Origin of the sequence: Thauera sp. K11 (assembly GCF_002354895.1) — a bacterium.
Lineage (GTDB): Bacteria > Pseudomonadota > Gammaproteobacteria > Burkholderiales > Rhodocyclaceae > Thauera > Thauera sinica.
In genome coordinates this window covers 1,637,803-1,653,695 of record NZ_CP023439.1, presented here as the reverse complement: position 1 = coordinate 1,653,695, position 15,893 = coordinate 1,637,803, and the positions used below count along the sequence as shown (strand labels likewise).

Below are 15,893 nucleotides of genomic sequence, written 5' to 3'. Positions count from 1 at the left end.
CTGCGCGTGGAGGATTATCCGTCCTTGCGCAGCAGTTCGGTGCGCTGCTCGCCTATCGTCGCCGCCGTCATCGTCGGCGACGGGCCGGCATCCTCGGCGATCGAGGCGACCTTGTCCCGCGCCTCCACATAGGGCGCGTGCAGTTCCAGCGCGAACGGGTCGGCGAGCCACGGGGCCCGCGACGCGCGCGGGGCGATGGCGGCGAGGCGCGCGCGGCTTTCCCCGTCGGGTCCGGGCGCCCAGCGGTCCAGCAGTTCCGCGGCGAGGTCGGGCCGGTTGCACACGAGCAGCATGTCGCAGCCCGCGGCATGGGCGGCCTTCGCGCGGCCGACGATGTCGCCGGCCACCCTGGCGCCTTCCATGTTGAGGTCGTCGCTGAAGATCACGCCCTTGAAGTCGAGGCGGCCGCGCAGGACGTCCTCGAGCCAGAACGGCGAGAAGCCGGCCGGTAAGGGGTCGGGAGTGGGATCGGCCTTCGGATAGACGACGTGGGCGGGCATCACGCCGGCGAGTTGGCGGCCGAGGCGGTGGCGGTAGGGGGCGATGTCCTCGGCCCAGATCGTGTCGAAGTCGCGTTCGTCGACCGGCACGTCGTGGTGCGAGTCGGCCTCGACGCAGCCGTGGCCGGGAAAGTGCTTGCCGACGCAGCCCATGCCGGCTTCCGCCATGCCGGCGGCGAGCGCCTGGGCGAGCGCGGCGACGGTCTGCGGGTCGCGGTGGAAGGCGCGGTTGCCGATGGCGCGGCTGACGCCGTAGTCGAGGTCGAGCACCGGAGTGAAGCTGAGGTCCACGCCGTGGGCGAGGAGTTCGGCGGCGAGCACGTAACCCGTGGCGCGGGCGGCGTCGAGGGCGGCGAGGTGGTCCCTGTCCCACAGCGCGCCGAGGCTGCGCATCGCGGGCAGGCGGGTGAAGCCGTCGCCGCGGAAGCGCTGCACGCGCCCGCCTTCGTGGTCGACGGCGATGATCGGCGCCGGGTCGCGCAGCGCGCGGATGTCGCGGGTGAGTGCGCAGAGCTGTTCGGAGTCGCGGAAGTTGCGCGCGAACAGGATCACGCCGCCGACCAGCGGGTCCAGCAGGCGCTCGCGCTCTTCACCGGTGAGTTCGGTGCCGGCGACGTCGATCATGACCGGACCGCGGGGAATGGTGGGAATCATGCGGTGCATCTCGTTTCGGATGGATGTGTGGGTGCCGGGGACGTTTGGCAGTGGAAGCGACGGACCTTGGGTACGGAATACTCGCCGCCGTTCGAGGCGGCGGCGCTGTTCGCGCGGCACCACGATAGTACGGCCATCGCGCAGTCAGTCATCGATCGCCGCCAGTTCGTATGCCGTGCTGCGCCCGCCCGCCGGCATCCTGCGCAGAACGCCCAGTGCCATCAGCTCGGTGATGTCGCGCAGCGCGGTATCAGGCGAACACTTCGCGATGGCCGCCCACTTGCCGCTGGTGAGCCAGCCTTCGAAGCCATCGAGCAGACGATTGAGCAGCTTCGTCTGCCGCGGGTTCATCGGCGTGCCGGCCCAGCGGCGCCAGAAGCGGGCCTTGAACAACACGCCGTCGAGCGCGAGTCGTGCGCTGTCGACGGCATGCTGCAGGCTGGCCAGGAACCAGGCCAGCCATTCGGTGACGTCTAGCGTCCCTTTCTGGGTGCGTTCCAGCACGTCGTAGTAGTCCTTGCGGGTGCGCTGGATCTGGGCCGACAGGCTGTAGAAACGCTGCGGATTGCCATCCGCCCGCGCCAGGAACAGGTCGCCGACGGCGCGGGCGATGCGGCCGTTGCCATCGTCGAAGGGATGCAGCGTGACGAACCACAGATGCGCGAGCCCGGCCTTGATCGCGGCCGGCTCTCCGGTGTCGCCGTTGGCCCAGGCGAGGAAGCGCGTCATCTCGGCTTCCAGCCTGTCGGCCGGAGGCGCCTCATAGTGGACCTTGCGGCGGTGGAGCGGACCGGAGACGACCTGCATCGGACCGGTGGCATCGTCGCGCCACGAACCGACCCGGATGCGCGTGAGGCCGCCGTACCCGGTGGGAAACAGCGCAGCGTGCCAGCCGGACAGGCGCTCGGCGGTCAGCGGTTCGCGACAGCGCGCCGTGGCATCGAGCACCATCTCCACGACACCTTCGACATGGCGGTCGACCGGCGCCAGCGCACCGATATCCACCCCCAGGCGGCGGGCGATGGACGAGCGCACGGAAGCGACGTCGAGCGATTCCCCCTCGATTTCACTGGTCTTGACCACGTCGTCGGTCAACACGGCCAGACTCGCCTGGTCGCGCAGCGCCACGCCGGCGTCGGCCAGGCGCCCGAGCAGCAGCCCCTGCGCACGGCTGGCCTCGGCCAGCGGCGGAGCGAGCACGGAGAGGTCGTAGCGCCACCGCGGCCAGTCCTCTGCCTGCCAGACGTAAAGACAATCTCCGCTTTTCATGCGGAGATTGTGTGCATCATTCGCCGCACCGGCAAGCTTTCCACCGTACAGGACTTCGTGGGCAGATGCCGGCAGCGGCCTCTGGATCGCGGACCGGGACGAGACCGTCGATTCACGCCCCGATCATCGGTTGCATGCATTCGATGACGGCGAACGCCACCACGTTGTCGTCCTCGTCGCTGAGGCTGAGATGGGCGCGCAGGTGGTTGTCGCGCATGTGGGCGGCGAGCCGTTCGTCGTAGCGGTATTCCGGCTTGCCGAGCGCATCGTGCCCGACCGCCACCGCATGCAGGGTGGCCGGCACCGCGACACCGGTGCCGAGCGCCTTGCCGAAGGCTTCCTTGGCGGCGAAGCGCTTGGCGAGCAGGCGCACCGGGTCGCGGCTCGCGCGCCACGCTTGGACTTCGGACTGCGCGAGGATGCGCAACGCGAAGCCTTCGCCGTGGCGTTCGATCGCGCGGCGCACGCGCTCGATGCGCACGATGTCGGTGCCGATGCCGTGGATCATGGCTGGCGCGCGGCGTCAGGCCGACGGCGCGGCGGCTTCGCGCATCAGGCGCTTCATCTCGGCCACCGCCTCGCGCAGGCCGACGAAGACCGCGCGGCTGACGATGGCGTGGCCGATGTGCAGTTCGCGCACGCCGGCGAGCCGGGCGATCGGCTGCACGTTGTAGTAGTTCAGCGCATGGCCGGCGTTGAAACGCATGCCCAGCCGCCGCACCGCCTCGCCGGCGGCCTTCACCTTGGCCAGTTCGGCGAGCACGGCAGGCGCTTCGGCATCGCGGCCGCTGCCGTGGAAGGCGTGGGCATAGGGGCCGGTGTGGATCTCGCACACGCGCGCGCCGATGCGCGCGGCCGCCTCGATCTGCGGATGCTCGGCGTCGATGAACACACTGGTGACGATGCCGGCGTCGGCGAGCCGTGCGATCATCTCCTTCAGCCGCGCTTCCTGGCCGACGATGTCCAGCCCGCCCTCGGTGGTGACCTCGTGGCGGCCTTCGGGCACCAGCATCGCCATCTCGGGCTCGAGGCGGCAGGCGATGCCCACCATTTCGTCGGTGGCCGCCATCTCGAGGTTGAGCTTGACCTGGGTCAGTTCGCGCAGCCTGCGCACGTCGTCGTCGTTGACGTGGCGGCGGTCTTCGCGCAGATGCACGGTGATGCCGTCTGCCCCGCCGAGATGGGCCTCCACCGCCGCCCACACCGGATCGGGCTCCCAGGTGCGGCGCGCCTGGCGCAGCGTGGCGACGTGGTCGATGTTGACGCCGAGTTCGATCACAGTTCAGCAATCTCCTTCAGGACCCGGCGCGACTGCAACGGCTGGCCGCCCAGGTAGTGGTTGATGAGGGCACGCAGCAGCAGCTTGGACTGCGTCAGCGTTTCCGCGTGCGAGAAATCGCCGGCCGCCATGTCGAGCAGGACCTGCCCCCGCACCGGCGGCTGGTCGCCCCAGCCCGCGGCTTCGTCGCCCGGCAGTGCCTGGACCGCGACCGGGCCGCGTTCGAAGACGTAGATGTAGCGCCCGTCGGCGCGCACCGGTCCGCCGCCGTCGCCCTCGGTATCGAGCCCGACGCCGTAGCCCAGTTCCTGCAGCAGCGCGAGTTCGAAACGGCGCAGCAGCGGCGGGACGGCATCGCCGCGGCCCAGCGCCGCAATGGCCGTGGCGTAGCTGCCGAAGAGCTGCGGGTGGGCGTCTTCGCGCGCGGTCAGCCGCATCAGCAGTTCGTTGAGGTAATAGCCGCAGATCAGCGCCTGGCCGGTCAGCAGCGGCTGGCCGCCCTGCCACTCGGCGCGGATGAGGGTCTTGACCTCGCCGCCGCCGGACCAGTCGACCAGCAGCGGCTGGAAGGCCATCAGCACGCCGCGCAGCACCGAATGCGGCCGCCGCGCGCCCTTGGCGACCACCGCCACGCGGCCGTGGTCGCGCGACAGCAGTTCCACGATCAGGCTGGTCTCGCGCCAGGGCAGCGTGTGCAGCACCCAGGCGGGCTGCTGCTCGATGCGCTGTCTCGAACCCACGGACGATGGACCCTTCGTGTCCTGGAAGCGGTGCTGGCGAAGCGCGCCCCGGGCTACTCGTAGCCCAGGCTCTTCAGGGCGCGCTCGTCGTCCGCCCAGCCGCTCTTGACCTTCACCCAGACCTCGAGGAAGACCTTGCCGTCGAACAGCTTCTCGAGTTCGACGCGCGCCTCGGACGAGATGCGCTTGAGCTTCTCGCCACCCTTGCCGATGACGATGCCCTTGTGGCCCGGCTTGTCGACGATGACCGCGGCGTGGATGCGGCGCAGGCGCCCCTCGGTCTCGAACTTCTCGATCTCCACCGCGATGCCGTAGGGCAGTTCGTCGCCCAGCAGGCGGAAGAGCTTTTCGCGCAGGAACTCGGCGGCCAGGAAGCGCTCGCTGCGGTCGGTGATCTCGTCCTCCGCGTACATCGGCTCGCCTTCGGGCAGCAGCGGGGTGGCAGCCGCCACCAGCGCGTCCACGTTGCGGCCGCGCTCGGCCGACAAGGGCACGATCTCGACGAAGTCGCGCAGTCCGCGCACCTCGTCGATGAAGGGCAGCAGCCGGGTCTTGTCCTTGAGCAGATCCACCTTGTTGATCACCAGCACCACGCGCGCGTCCGGCGGAATGACTTCCAGCACCTTGCGATCGTCCTCGCCGAAGCGCCCGGCCTCGATGACGAAGAACACCAGGTCGACGTCGGCCAGCACCTGGGACACGGTGCGGTTCATCGAGCGGTTGAGCGCATTGCGGTGATGGGTCTGGAATCCCGGCGTGTCGACGAACACGAACTGGGCGTCGTCATTGGTCAGGATGCCGGTCACCCGGTGGCGGGTAGTCTGCGCCTTGCTCGAGACGATGCTGATCTTCTGGCCGATCAGGCGGTTCAGCAGCGTGGACTTGCCGACGTTGGGGCGACCGACGATGGCGGCGAAGCCCGAGCGGAAGCCGGCGCACGCGCCCTGCATCGGCGAACCGGCCCCCTCGCCCGCGCCGTCGTCTTCCTTGTGGGTGTCGCTCATTTCTTCCTCAACTCCGCCAATGCCAGCTCGGCCGACTGCTGTTCCGCCGCTCGCCGACTGCCGCCGCGCCCCAGCGTGCGAATGCCGAATTGCGGGATCTCGCACGCCACCTCGAATTCCAGCGCATGCGCCTCGCCCATGACCTGGGACATCGTGTAGACAGGCAGGGCGACGCGGCGTCCCTGCAGCCATTCCTGCAGCGCCGTCTTCGGGTCCTTCGCCGGCTTGCGCGGATCGATCTCGCCCAGCAGCGGCACGTAGAGGGCGTCGATCACGCCCTTCGCCGCCTCGAATCCGGCATCCAGATAGACCGCGGCGAACACGGCTTCGAGGGCATCGGCCAGGATGGAGGGGCGCCTGGCTCCGCCGGACTTCAGTTCCCCTTCGCCGAGCTGCAGGTCGTCGCCGAGCTGCAGGCCGGCGGCCAGCCGATGCAGCGCTTCCTGCCGCACCAGCGACGCGCGCGCGCGCGACAGCTCGCCCTCGCGCAGTTCGCCAAAACGGCTGAACAGCGCGAGGGCGATGACGCAATTCAGGATGCTGTCGCCGAGGAACTCGAGCCGCTCGTTGTTGGGCTGCCCGAAGCTGCGGTGCGTCAGCGCCTGCTTCAGCAGCGATGCATCCTCGAAACGGTGGCCCAGCTCGCGCTGCAGCCGTTCCAGCGGCATCGGCTCAGCGGTCCGTGCTCGAGGCGTGGAATTCGATCAGCAGGCTCACGTTGGCCACGAGCGGCACCTTGCGCTCGTAGTCGACCTCGATGACCGTGCGATTGCCGTCCTTGGAGATGTCCAGGTCCGCCCCGCTTACGCTTTGGATCTCGTCGATCTCGCGGCGGCGGTCGAAACCGCGGCGCAATTCGATCGCCGGCGCGCCGTTGTCGCCGTCCTGCGCGAGCCCCTTGATGATGCGCTCGACGGCCATGAACTCGTTAACCGCCGGAACGGAGCGAAACCCGATCACGATCGCGAACACCGCCAGGCCGCCGACGATCAGGACGCTAATCAGGCTGAGGCCGGCCTGGCGCCTGATGTCCATGTTCCTGCCCGTCGATCGCCCGGCGGGCATCATGTCAGTTGAAGCCACCGATCCGCCCCATGTCGTTGAAATTGAACCAGATGAAGAAAGCGCGGCCGACGATGTTCCCGTCCGGCACGAAACCCCAGACCCGGCTGTCGCTGCTGGCGTCGCGGTTGTCGCCCATCATGAAGTAATGGCCGGCCGGCACGGTGCATCGAACGCCGCGGTTAGTATAGGTGCAGTTCTCGCGGCCCGGAAAATTCAGCACCTGCGGCACGAAGGCCGGCGCCTCCCGTTCGATCAGGATCGAATGCTCGGCGACGCCCAGCTTCTCGGTGTATTTCGGCGAGTAGTAGAGCCGGTCCGGGTGCAGGTAGTTGCCCGACTCGGAGACCGGCACTGCCTCGCCGTTGATCGTCAGGCGCTTGTCGATGTATTCGACCGTGTCCCCCGGCAGCCCCACGACGCGCTTGATGTAGTCCAGCGACGGATCGTCCGGGTAGCGGAACACCATCACCTCTCCCCGCCTGGGCTGGTTGACGTCGATGATCTTCTTGTTGATGACGGGCAGCCGGATGCCGTACGTCCACTTGTTGACGAGGATGAAGTCGCCCACCAGCAGGGTCGGGATCATCGAGCCGGACGGGATCTTGAACGGCTCGACGACGAAGGAGCGCAGGCCGAAGACGATGAGGATGACCGGAAAGAAGCTCGCGCCATATTCGACCCACCACGGCGTCGGCGCATCGGCCGGACGCCGCTTGCGGGCAAAGAAGTGGTCATAGACCCACAGCACACCGGTGGCGACGAGCAGCAGGAAGAGGATTAACGCAAAATTCACGCGGACTCCGGGAAAACTGTATGGATCGGGGAAAACCGACGGGAGGACGGCAGGGCGCTCTTTGCGCGGCGCCTACTTCCCGTCCTCGACGCGCAGCACGGCGAGGAAGGCTTCCTGCGGGATCTCGACGTTGCCGACCTGCTTCATGCGCTTCTTGCCTTCCTTCTGCTTTTCCAGCAGCTTCTTCTTGCGCGTGATGTCGCCGCCGTAGCACTTGGCCAGCACGTTCTTGCGCAGCGCCTTGATCGTTTCGCGCGCGATGATGTGCGAACCGATCGCCGCCTGCACCGCCACGTCGAACATCTGGCGCGGGATCAGCCCGCGCAGCTTGGCGGCGAGTTCGCGGCCGCGGTACTGGGCGCTGGAACGGTGCACGATGACCGACAGCGCATCCACCTTCTCGCCGCCCACCATCAGGTCGAGCTTGACGAGGTCGGCGCTGCGGTACTCCTTGAACTCGTAGTCCAGCGAGGCATAGCCGCGCGACACCGACTTCAGCTTGTCGAAGAAGTCCATCACCACTTCGTTCATCGGCATGTCGTAGATCAGTTGCACTTGGCGGCCGTGGTAGCGCATGTCCACCTGCGTGCCGCGCTTCTGGTTGCACAGCGTGATCACCGGTCCGACGTAGTCCTGCGGCAGGAAGATGTTGGCGGTGATGATGGGCTCGCGGATCTCCGCGTACTTGCCCGGTTCCGGCAGCTTGGCCGGGTTCTCGACGTGTATGACCTCGCCGCCGTTGAGCACGACTTCATAGACCACCGTCGGCGCGGTGGTGATGAGGTCCATGTCGAACTCGCGCTCCAGGCGTTCCTGCACGATGTCCATGTGCAGCAGGCCGAGGAAGCCGCAGCGGAAGCCGAAACCCAGCGCCTGCGAGACTTCCGGCTCGAACTGCAGCGAAGCGTCGTTGAGCCGCAGCTTTTCGAGCGAGTCGCGCAACTGGTCGTATTCGCTGGATTCCACCGGATACAGGCCGGCGAACACCTGGGGCTTGATCTCCTTGAAGCCTGGCAGCGGCTCGACCGCGGGCCGTCCGGCGAGCGTGATCGTGTCGCCGACCTTGGCAGCCTCGAGTTCCTTGATGCCGGCGATGACGAAGCCCACCTCGCCGGCCGACAACTGCTCGCGGCCGACCGACTTGGGCGTGAACACGCCGACCTGCTCGCACGGATACTGGGCGCCGGTCGACATCAGCAGGATGCGGTCCTTCGGCCGCAGCACGCCGTCCACGACGCGCACCAGCATCACCACGCCGACGTAGTTGTCGAACCACGAATCGATGATCAGCGCCTTGAGCGGCGCCCCCGCGTCGCCTCCGGGCGCCGGAATGCGTTCGACGATCGCTTCCAGCACGTCCTCGATGCCCAGGCCGGTCTTGGCCGAACACAGGATCGCGCGGGAGGCGTCGACACCGATGACGTCCTCGATCTCGCTGCGCGCGTTCTCCGGATCGGCCGCCGGCAGGTCGATCTTGTTCAGCACCGGCACCACCTCGACGTCGAGTTCGAGCGCGGTGTAGCAGTTCGCCACCGTCTGCGCTTCGACGCCCTGCGACGCGTCGACCACCAGCAGCGCGCCTTCGCAGGCGGAGAGCGAGCGGCTGACTTCGTACGAGAAGTCGACGTGGCCCGGGGTGTCGATCAGGTTCAGGTTGTAGACCCTGCCGTCCTTCGCCTTGTAGTGCAGGGCCGCGGTCTGCGCCTTGATCGTGATGCCGCGCTCGCGCTCGATGTCCATCGAGTCGAGCACCTGCGCTTCCATCTCGCGTTCGGACAGGCCGCCGCAGAACTGGATCAGCCGGTCCGCCAGCGTGGACTTGCCGTGGTCGATGTGGGCGATGATTGAAAAGTTTCGGATGTGCTGCATGCGATAACAAAACGGGTGCCTTTCAGCACCCGGTTCTGATTGGTTGACGGCGTCAGGCGCCGGATTCTAGCGGAAAACCCGCACAATAGACACGGACGGCCTCGGTATCGAGGCGGTATCGGCACAGTTCGGCGTCGCCGTGCAACAGGACCGGCACGAGTTCGTTCCAGCGTTCCTCCAGTTCCGGGTCCTGGTCGACGTCGAGCACGACGACGCGCCAGCCGAACTCGTCGGCGATCGGCCGCAGCGCCTCGACGAGGTCGTGGCACAGATGGCACCACTCCCGGCTCATCACGGTGAATTCGCGCCCGGGCGGGTTCATCGGCTATTTGTCCGCGCGCAGGCTGACGTAGGACGTTGCATCGCCGCGCTTGACGAGCAGCGTCACCTGCTGCCCTTCCTTCAGGTTCGCGACCTGGCGGTTGAATTCCTCGACGGACTTCAGCGGAACCTGCTTGCCGGCGATGACCAGCGCGAGCACCAGATCGCCTTCCCGGATCTCGGCACGGGCGGCGGCGCCGACGGCGCGCTCGACCACCAGGCCCTGTTCGATGCCGCGCTCGCGGCGTTGCGCCGGCGTCGGCGGCGCCAGCGCGAGGCCCAGCCGGTTGGGGGTGGCCTGCGACTTCGGTATCGTGCCCCGCCGGCCCGACTTGCCGTCCTGCCATTCGCCCACGGTCACCGCCAGTTCGCGCGGCTCGCCGCTGCGATAGACCTGCACCGGCACCCTCGTCCCCGGCCGGACGGCGGCGACGATGCGCGGCAGGTCGCTGGAATTCTCCACCGGCTTGCCATCGAAGCGCACGATCACGTCACCCTGCTCCATGCCGGCGCGGCCGGCCGGGCTGTCGGGTTCCACCGCGCTCACCAGCGCACCGGCTGCCCGCGGCAGGCCGAAGCCCTCGGCGAGGTCGCGGGTCACCTCCTGGATGGCGACGCCGATGCGTCCGCGCTGGACCCTGCCGTGGGTGCGCAACTGCTGCTGGACGTCCATCGCCACGTCGATCGGGATGGCGAACGACAGCCCCATGAAGCCGCCGGTGCGGCTGTAGATCTGCGAATTCATGCCGACCACCTCGCCCTTCAGGTTGAACAGCGGCCCGCCCGAGTTGCCGGGGTTGATCGCCACGTCCGTCTGGATGAAAGGCACGAAGTTCTCGTCAGGCAGGCTGCGCCCCTTGGCGCTGACGATGCCCGCGGTGACCGACTGCTCGAAGCCGAACGGCGAGCCGATGGCGACGACCCACTCGCCGACCTTGAGCTTCTCCGGGTCGCCGAGCGTGACCCTGGGCAGCCCCGATGCCTCGATCTTGATCAGCGCCACGTCGCTGCGGGCGTCGGCGCCGATCACCCGGGCGCGGAACTCCCGCTTGTCGGCCAGCCGCACGACGATTTCCTCGGCCTCGTCCACGACATGCGCATTGGTCAGGATGTAGCCGTCGGCGCTGACGATGAAACCCGAGCCGAGGGACTGGTCGTTGGGGCCGAAGCGCGGCGTCTCGGGATGCTTCGGGATGAACTTGCGGAAGAAGTCGAACATCGGGTCCGACTCGTCCAGCCCCGGAAACGGCATTTGCTGAGACCTGCCGCGCGCCTGCGTGGTGCTGATGTTGACGACCGCGATGCCCTGCCGCTCCACCAGCGCGGTGAAATCGGGAAGGTTGACGACGGACGATGCGAGCGCCGGGCCGGCGACGAAGGATGCGAACAGCCATGCCGCGGCATGGCGCAGGATGGAACGGATCATCAGGATTCCCGGACCGATGCAGAAGGGATTTGCGGGCAGGCGCCGTCAGCCACGACTTCCATGCCCAGGCCGCTGCGCCAGCGCCGGCTCCTGGACAGCAGGCGATTGATCGCGGCCGCGAGGCCAAGCCCGGCGACGGCACCGGCCGCGGCCGGCAGATCGGCCGCGCCCGCGGCGGCCAGCGCAGTGCCGGCCGCGGCGCCGGCCACCAGCAGCACGGCCCCCAGGCCATAGCTGCAAAGCGCCGCCTTCAGCGGTGCGCCGTCGGAAATGGAGATCCGCACCCGGTCGCCCACCCTGGCGCCGTCGTACGAAGGCAGGGCGAACTCGTCGGCCCTCCTGCCGAAGGCATGGGCGATCCGCACCGAGCGACAGCCGCCCGGCTCGTCACAGCGGCCGCAGCCTCCGCCCGCATCGTTCACCTTGAGCCACAAGCGATCGCCCTCGATACGCTGCACGCGAGCGAACGCCTCCATCATTGCACCGAATGTTCGATACCGTCCGCCAGGCGCTGCACTGCCCGCGCGGGCACTTCGCCGAGCGCGGTGATGAGATGGCGGTCCAGCGTGCGCTTGTAGATGTTGATTGCCCCCGAAGCGAGCAGGCCGGCCACCGGTGACGCACCCTGCTCCGGAAGCGGCTCGATGAACACCGAGATCGCCGCCAGTCCGTCGCTGTACACCATGTGGATGGCCTCGCCCCGCTCACGGCCGAGTGGACGCCGCATGACCGACACCAGCGAGTAGCCGGGCAGCGGCGAGCGCAGCATCCAGCCGCCGTCGCCCTTCGCAATCTCGCTGCCGCGCGCATTCACCACGCGCCAGTCGCCTCTCGGATCGAACCGCGACTTCAGCAGTTCGGAACCGACGTCGCCGCCGATGCGGACATCGCTGAAGGCGAACTGCTCGATGACCTCGCCGCGTTCGTCGACCATGCGCGACTTGAGCAGCAGGCCCGATTGCGCATCCGCCCACAGCACATGGCCGTAGCGCAGATCGTCGCGCGGCTCGAGGACGACGGACTGCGCCTCGTAGCCCGCAACGCGGCCGGACTCGCCCTTGCGGACGCGGTAGCTCTCGGCGAGATTCGCAAAGCTCGCCGGCAGACGGGCCGGAAAGGCGCGCCTGCCGCCCGGCTGATCGATGATCACCGTCTTCTGCTCGGGCAGGACGCAGCGGACCTCGTTGCCCGAACGGATCACCTCGCGCGGACTGCCGTCCAGTACCTCGAGCCGCTCATATTCGCCCGTCGCATCCATGCGGTGGGCGATGCGCGACGTTTCGAAGGTCCCGCGCGACTGATAGGTGAAGGTGCCGACGTAGTTGAGCATCTGCCCCGCGCTCGCGATGCGCCCGAGCCAGGTCAGCGGATCGGACGGCGTTTCGGCGCTGGCTGGCGACTGCGCGAACGTCACGCAGAGCGCGATCACGGCCGGGGCGAACCTCATCGGGCGGCATCCTCGCGCTGGTTGGAAATACTGCGGACGTACTGCAGGGCCGCAGGCACCGGCCCGCCGCCTACGACGCTCTGGTGCGCGAACACGTATTCCCGATGCAGATCCTCGCCCGAACGCGGCGCCGGATTCGCCTGCACCGGCGGCGCAATCAGCCGCGCCACCTGGTTCGGCGACTGCACCGCCGCACCCTGGCCCGCCGCCAGCCGGGCCGCCGGCTGCTCCTGCCCGGAGTACAGCGAAGCGGCTACCAGCCCCACCGCCGCGACCCCCATCACCGACGCCGCGACAGGCATCAGCGAACGCCAGCCGCTCCGGTTCGCCGCCACCGCGGCATTACGGGCCTGCGGGGCGAGGACGGTCGGCTCGTCGCCCAGGCAGGCCATCACGCGGTCGACGAAATCGGGCGAACCGGCGCGTTCTCCGCGCAAGGCATCGCCGATCAGGCAATAGGCGTCCCATTCCCGTCTGAGCCCGGAGTCGCGCTGCAAACCGTCGAGCACCGGCTTCATCGCCTGCTCCTCCAGATCACCGTCCAGAAGCGCCGAGAGTCTGTCCTTCATCCCTTGTACCTACCAACGTTTGTCCGGGGCCGTGTCGAGCAGCGGCCGCAGGCGTTCAGCAATCGCCTCGCGCGCCCGGAATATCCGGGAACGCACGGTTCCTATGGGGCAATCCATGATGCTGGCGATTTCCTCGTAGCTGAGCCCCTCCAGCTCACGAAGCATGATCGCCGTCCTCAGTTCCTCGGGCAGCGCCGCCATCGCCTCGTCGACGGTCTCGCCGATCTGGCGCGTCATCATCAGCCGCTCCGGAGTGTTGATGTCGCGAAGCTGCTCGCCATCCTCGAAACCCTCGGCTTCCTCCGAATCGAAACTCGTCGATGTCGGCGCCCGCCTGCCCTGCGAGACCAGGTAATTCTTCGCCGTATTGATGCCAATCCGGTACAGCCAGGTATAAAACGCACTGTCTCCGCGAAAGGAGCCCAGGGCACGATAAGCCTTGATGAAGGTTTCCTGCGCCACGTCCTCGACCTCGGCCGGATCGCGGATCAGCCTGGACAATAGGCGATTGAGCTTGCGCTGGTACTTGGATACCAGCAAGCCAAAAGCCTGCTTGTCACCGCGCTGAACGCGTTCGACAAGCGCCTGATCGATTTCACGATCGCTCATGTGGGGCGGATATTGCGTCTTGGTTGAGAAAACCGCCCGATTATAAGCGCCCGTCCGCGCGCTCTCACCAAAATTCGAAGATGTCACAACAGACACGGGCGCGCCCAATTAGTTCATAGGCAAACAGGGGTATTTCGGTGCGGACTCAATGATTTGCCGCACCGGTTCGGCAACGGCGCGAAGGCCCCCGGGCGTGCTATATTTTTGCCCCCAACCCGCCCGGACCGAAATCTTGCTGAAACAATACGACGTCCTCATCCTAGGCAGCGGAGCCGCCGGCCAGTCGCTTGCGCTGCGCCTTGCAGACCGGCTCAAGGTCGCGGTAGTCACCAAGCGCGAACTGTCCGACAGCGCCAGCGCGTGGGCCCAGGGCGGCATCGCCGCGGTGCTCGATACCACGGACAGCATCGAGGCGCACATCCAGGACACGTTCACCGCCGGCGCCGGCCTGTGCGATCCGGTCGCGACGCGATTCGTGGTCGAGAACGGCCGGCACGCCATCGAGTGGCTGATCGAGCGCGGCGTGCCATTCACGCGCGAAACCGAAACCCACTCCGAACTCGGTTACCACCTGACCCGGGAAGGCGGGCACTCCCACCGCCGGATCATCCATGCGGCCGACGCGACCGGGGCCGCCGTGCAGGCGACCCTCGGCGAGCAGGTCCGTGCGCATCCGAACATCGACATCTACGAGCACCACATCGCGGTGGACCTGGTGCTGGGCGACAAGGTCGGGCATCCGGGCGCCGGCTGCCTGGGAGCCTACGTTTTCGATATCCGCAACGACCACGTCGTCACCTTCAGCGCCCCCAACACGATCCTGGCCACCGGCGGGACGGGCAAGGTCTACCTGTACACCACCAATCCCGACGTCGCCACCGGCGACGGCGTCGCCATGGCGTGGCGTGCCGGATGCCGGGTGGCGAACCTCGAGTTCATCCAGTTCCACCCGACCTGCCTCTACCATCCGCAAGCGAAATCCTTCCTGATCTCCGAGGCGGTCCGCGGCGAAGGCGGCCTGCTCAAGCTGCCCGACGGCACCCGCTTCATGCCCGCGCACGACCCCCGCGCCGAACTCGCGCCGCGCGACATCGTCGCCCGGGCGATCGACTTCGAAATGAAGAAGCACGGCCTGGACTGCGTCTACCTGGACATCAGCCACAAGCCCGCGGACTGGCTGCGCGAGCACTTTCCCAACATCCATGCCCGCTGCCTGGAACTGGGCATCGACATCACGCGCGATCCGATCCCGGTCGTTCCCGCCGCACACTACTCATGCGGCGGCATCGTCACCGATCTGGCGGCGCGTACCGATGTTCCCGGCCTCTATTCGGTCGGCGAATCCGCCTTCACCGGCCTGCACGGCGCCAATCGCCTGGCGAGCAACTCCCTGCTCGAATGCCTGGTGTTCGGCGAGGCGGCCGCGCTCGACATCCTGTCCAAGCCGAAGATGCCGCATCCCCCCCTGCCCACTTGGGACGAAAGCCGGGTGACGGACGCGGACGAAGAGATCGTCATCACCCACAACTGGGCGGAGCTGCGCCGCGCCATGTGGGACTACGTGGGCATCGTGCGCACGACCAAGCGGCTGCAGCGCGCACAGCACCGCATCCGCCTGCTCGCACGCGAGATCAACGAGTTCTACTCGCACTTCCGCGTCAGCAACAATCTGATCGAGCTGCGCAACCTGGTCGTCACCGCCGATCTCATCGTGCGCTGCGCGTTGAAACGCAACGAAAGCCGCGGCCTGCATCATTCACGCGACTATCCCGAAACCCTCGCGCAGCCGCGCAATACCGTGCTGCGCCCGCCGCTCAGGAAACCGGCAGCCTAGCCCCCGGGGCTGCGATACGCCTTGTGTCGCAGCCAGGTGCGAAGTCCGCGCCAACACTCCGCGCCGACATTGCTGCGGATCAGCATCAGCGACCACCTGCGGCCCCGCAGGGAACTTTCCGGCGCAGGATCGCCGCTCTCGGCGCGCAGCCGCACCCAGACGGCCCAGCCGAAATCCACCGCGCCATTTTCGAGGCGATAGCGCCCGTCCCGGGGCGATGATTCGCACAGGAGCGTACCGTCGTCGACCAGCATGAGCCGCATCGCCCGCTTGCCCGATTCGGCACGCAGGCCCGCGACGAGCGACACCGCCAGCACCACGCAGCAGAACACTTGCATCGCGGGTAGCGAAACGGTGAGCGGCCCCAGCTCGAAGCCGGCAGTCCTCGCTGAAAGAACATGAAAAAACGCCAGTGCCGCTGCACCATGTGCTGCGACCACTGACGTCATGACGGCCCGCGAAGGCCGCAGATCCATGGCGAGCGGGTAACGCATGTGCCGCCCGCACATGCCCG

General features: G+C 67.7%; 18 protein-coding genes. 1 reads left to right on the top strand and 17 read right to left on the bottom strand.

What is annotated here, in order from left to right:
• Positions 1 to 14: 14 nt before the first annotated feature.
• From nagZ to rpoE, 16 genes are all read right to left on the bottom strand, one after another.
• A complete protein-coding gene (gene nagZ / locus CCZ27_RS07315; protein WP_096452306.1) occupies positions 15 to 1,154 on the bottom strand; it encodes a beta-N-acetylhexosaminidase in 1,140 nt (379 codons plus the stop codon).
• A gap of 144 nt (positions 1,155 to 1,298) precedes the next feature.
• Entirely contained in the window at positions 1,299 to 2,423 is a 1,125-nt protein-coding gene (locus CCZ27_RS07310; RefSeq protein WP_096446907.1) for a Fic family protein, read from the bottom strand.
• A 112-nt stretch (positions 2,424 to 2,535) separates the two neighbouring features.
• Positions 2,536 to 2,931 carry a holo-ACP synthase gene (gene acpS / locus CCZ27_RS07305; RefSeq protein WP_096446905.1) on the bottom strand — a complete coding sequence of 132 codons (396 nt, stop codon included), beginning with the start codon at positions 2,929 to 2,931 and terminating at the stop codon, positions 2,536 to 2,538.
• A 15-nt stretch (positions 2,932 to 2,946) separates the two neighbouring features.
• A complete protein-coding gene (locus CCZ27_RS07300) occupies positions 2,947 to 3,702 on the bottom strand; it encodes a pyridoxine 5'-phosphate synthase (RefSeq protein ID WP_096446903.1) in 756 nt (251 codons plus the stop codon).
• Positions 3,699 to 4,442 carry a DNA repair protein RecO gene (gene recO, locus CCZ27_RS07295; RefSeq protein WP_096446901.1) on the bottom strand — a complete coding sequence of 248 codons (744 nt, stop codon included), beginning with the start codon at positions 4,440 to 4,442 and terminating at the stop codon, positions 3,699 to 3,701. Before recO ends, CCZ27_RS07300 begins: the two co-directional genes overlap by 4 nt.
• Before the next feature lie 53 nt (positions 4,443 to 4,495).
• Positions 4,496 to 5,392, bottom strand: coding sequence for a GTPase Era (gene era, locus CCZ27_RS07290; protein WP_096452304.1), 897 nt, complete (start codon positions 5,390 to 5,392; stop codon positions 4,496 to 4,498).
• 50 nt (positions 5,393 to 5,442) lie between these two features.
• A complete protein-coding gene (gene rnc / locus CCZ27_RS07285) occupies positions 5,443 to 6,114 on the bottom strand; it encodes a ribonuclease III (protein WP_096446899.1) in 672 nt (223 codons plus the stop codon).
• Between the two features lie 4 nt (positions 6,115 to 6,118).
• Positions 6,119 to 6,481: a DUF4845 domain-containing protein gene (locus CCZ27_RS07280; RefSeq protein WP_096452302.1), complete on the bottom strand. Its 363-nt coding sequence runs from the start codon at positions 6,479 to 6,481 to the stop codon at positions 6,119 to 6,121.
• Positions 6,482 to 6,515: 34 nt separating this feature from the next.
• Entirely contained in the window at positions 6,516 to 7,304 is a 789-nt protein-coding gene (lepB, locus tag CCZ27_RS07275) for a signal peptidase I (RefSeq protein ID WP_096446897.1), read from the bottom strand.
• A gap of 72 nt (positions 7,305 to 7,376) precedes the next feature.
• Positions 7,377 to 9,173 carry a translation elongation factor 4 gene (gene lepA / locus CCZ27_RS07270; RefSeq protein WP_096446895.1) on the bottom strand — a complete coding sequence of 599 codons (1,797 nt, stop codon included), beginning with the start codon at positions 9,171 to 9,173 and terminating at the stop codon, positions 7,377 to 7,379.
• A 52-nt stretch (positions 9,174 to 9,225) separates the two neighbouring features.
• A complete protein-coding gene (locus CCZ27_RS07265) occupies positions 9,226 to 9,495 on the bottom strand; it encodes a glutaredoxin family protein (protein WP_096446893.1) in 270 nt (89 codons plus the stop codon).
• A 3-nt stretch (positions 9,496 to 9,498) separates the two neighbouring features.
• The gene (locus tag CCZ27_RS07260; protein WP_096446891.1) at positions 9,499 to 10,920 is read right to left on the bottom strand and encodes a DegQ family serine endoprotease; all 1,422 of its coding nucleotides are present in this window, start codon (positions 10,918 to 10,920) and stop codon (positions 9,499 to 9,501) included.
• Complete coding sequence (locus tag CCZ27_RS07255; RefSeq protein WP_232516590.1) at positions 10,920 to 11,399, bottom strand: SoxR reducing system RseC family protein; 480 nt, start codon at positions 11,397 to 11,399, stop codon at positions 10,920 to 10,922. Before CCZ27_RS07255 ends, CCZ27_RS07260 begins: the two co-directional genes overlap by 1 nt.
• Positions 11,396 to 12,367 (bottom strand): MucB/RseB C-terminal domain-containing protein, encoded by a 972-nt coding sequence (locus CCZ27_RS07250; protein ID WP_096446887.1) that lies wholly within the window; start codon positions 12,365 to 12,367, stop codon positions 11,396 to 11,398. Before CCZ27_RS07250 ends, CCZ27_RS07255 begins: the two co-directional genes overlap by 4 nt.
• Positions 12,364 to 12,936 carry a sigma-E factor negative regulatory protein gene (locus CCZ27_RS07245; protein ID WP_096446885.1) on the bottom strand — a complete coding sequence of 191 codons (573 nt, stop codon included), beginning with the start codon at positions 12,934 to 12,936 and terminating at the stop codon, positions 12,364 to 12,366. The genes CCZ27_RS07250 and CCZ27_RS07245 overlap by 4 nt, the downstream gene beginning before the upstream one ends.
• Before the next feature lie 9 nt (positions 12,937 to 12,945).
• Positions 12,946 to 13,545: an RNA polymerase sigma factor RpoE gene (gene rpoE, locus CCZ27_RS07240; RefSeq protein WP_096446883.1), complete on the bottom strand. Its 600-nt coding sequence runs from the start codon at positions 13,543 to 13,545 to the stop codon at positions 12,946 to 12,948.
• Between the two features lie 232 nt (positions 13,546 to 13,777).
• On the opposite strand from rpoE, the gene nadB reads away from it, so the two are divergent.
• The gene (gene nadB, locus CCZ27_RS07235; protein ID WP_096446881.1) at positions 13,778 to 15,379 is read left to right on the top strand and encodes an L-aspartate oxidase; all 1,602 of its coding nucleotides are present in this window, start codon (positions 13,778 to 13,780) and stop codon (positions 15,377 to 15,379) included.
• Here nadB and CCZ27_RS07230 read toward each other — a convergent pair.
• Positions 15,376 to 15,873 (bottom strand): protein YgfX, encoded by a 498-nt coding sequence (locus CCZ27_RS07230; RefSeq protein WP_157748475.1) that lies wholly within the window; start codon positions 15,871 to 15,873, stop codon positions 15,376 to 15,378. The two genes, nadB and CCZ27_RS07230, sit on opposite strands and share 4 nt — an antisense overlap.
• Positions 15,874 to 15,893: the final 20 nt, after the last annotated feature.

Excerpts from the sequence above, each read along its gene's own strand:
- CCZ27_RS07230 (WP_157748475.1), bottom strand. The coding sequence starts at position 15,873 with ATGCGTTACCCGCTCGCCATGGATCTGCGGCCTTCGCGGGCCGTCATG.
- CCZ27_RS07265 (WP_096446893.1), bottom strand. The coding sequence starts at position 9,495 with ATGAACCCGCCCGGGCGCGAATTCACCGTGATGAGCCGGGAGTGGTGC.
- CCZ27_RS07260 (WP_096446891.1), bottom strand. The coding sequence starts at position 10,920 with ATGATCCGTTCCATCCTGCGCCATGCCGCGGCATGGCTGTTCGCATCC.
- rpoE (WP_096446883.1), bottom strand. The coding sequence starts at position 13,545 with ATGAGCGATCGTGAAATCGATCAGGCGCTTGTCGAACGCGTTCAGCGC.
- CCZ27_RS07255 (WP_232516590.1), bottom strand. The coding sequence starts at position 11,399 with ATGATGGAGGCGTTCGCTCGCGTGCAGCGTATCGAGGGCGATCGCTTG.
- CCZ27_RS07250 (WP_096446887.1), bottom strand. The coding sequence starts at position 12,367 with ATGAGGTTCGCCCCGGCCGTGATCGCGCTCTGCGTGACGTTCGCGCAG.
- rnc (WP_096446899.1), bottom strand. The coding sequence starts at position 6,114 with ATGCCGCTGGAACGGCTGCAGCGCGAGCTGGGCCACCGTTTCGAGGAT.
- nagZ (WP_096452306.1), bottom strand. The coding sequence starts at position 1,154 with ATGATTCCCACCATTCCCCGCGGTCCGGTCATGATCGACGTCGCCGGC.
- CCZ27_RS07245 (WP_096446885.1), bottom strand. The coding sequence starts at position 12,936 with ATGAAGGACAGACTCTCGGCGCTTCTGGACGGTGATCTGGAGGAGCAG.
- lepA (WP_096446895.1), bottom strand. The coding sequence starts at position 9,173 with ATGCAGCACATCCGAAACTTTTCAATCATCGCCCACATCGACCACGGC.
- era (WP_096452304.1), bottom strand. The coding sequence starts at position 5,392 with ATGCAGGGCGCGTGCGCCGGCTTCCGCTCGGGCTTCGCCGCCATCGTC.
- acpS (WP_096446905.1), bottom strand. The coding sequence starts at position 2,931 with ATGATCCACGGCATCGGCACCGACATCGTGCGCATCGAGCGCGTGCGC.
- CCZ27_RS07310 (WP_096446907.1), bottom strand. The coding sequence starts at position 2,423 with ATGAAAAGCGGAGATTGTCTTTACGTCTGGCAGGCAGAGGACTGGCCG.
- CCZ27_RS07280 (WP_096452302.1), bottom strand. The coding sequence starts at position 6,481 with ATGGACATCAGGCGCCAGGCCGGCCTCAGCCTGATTAGCGTCCTGATC.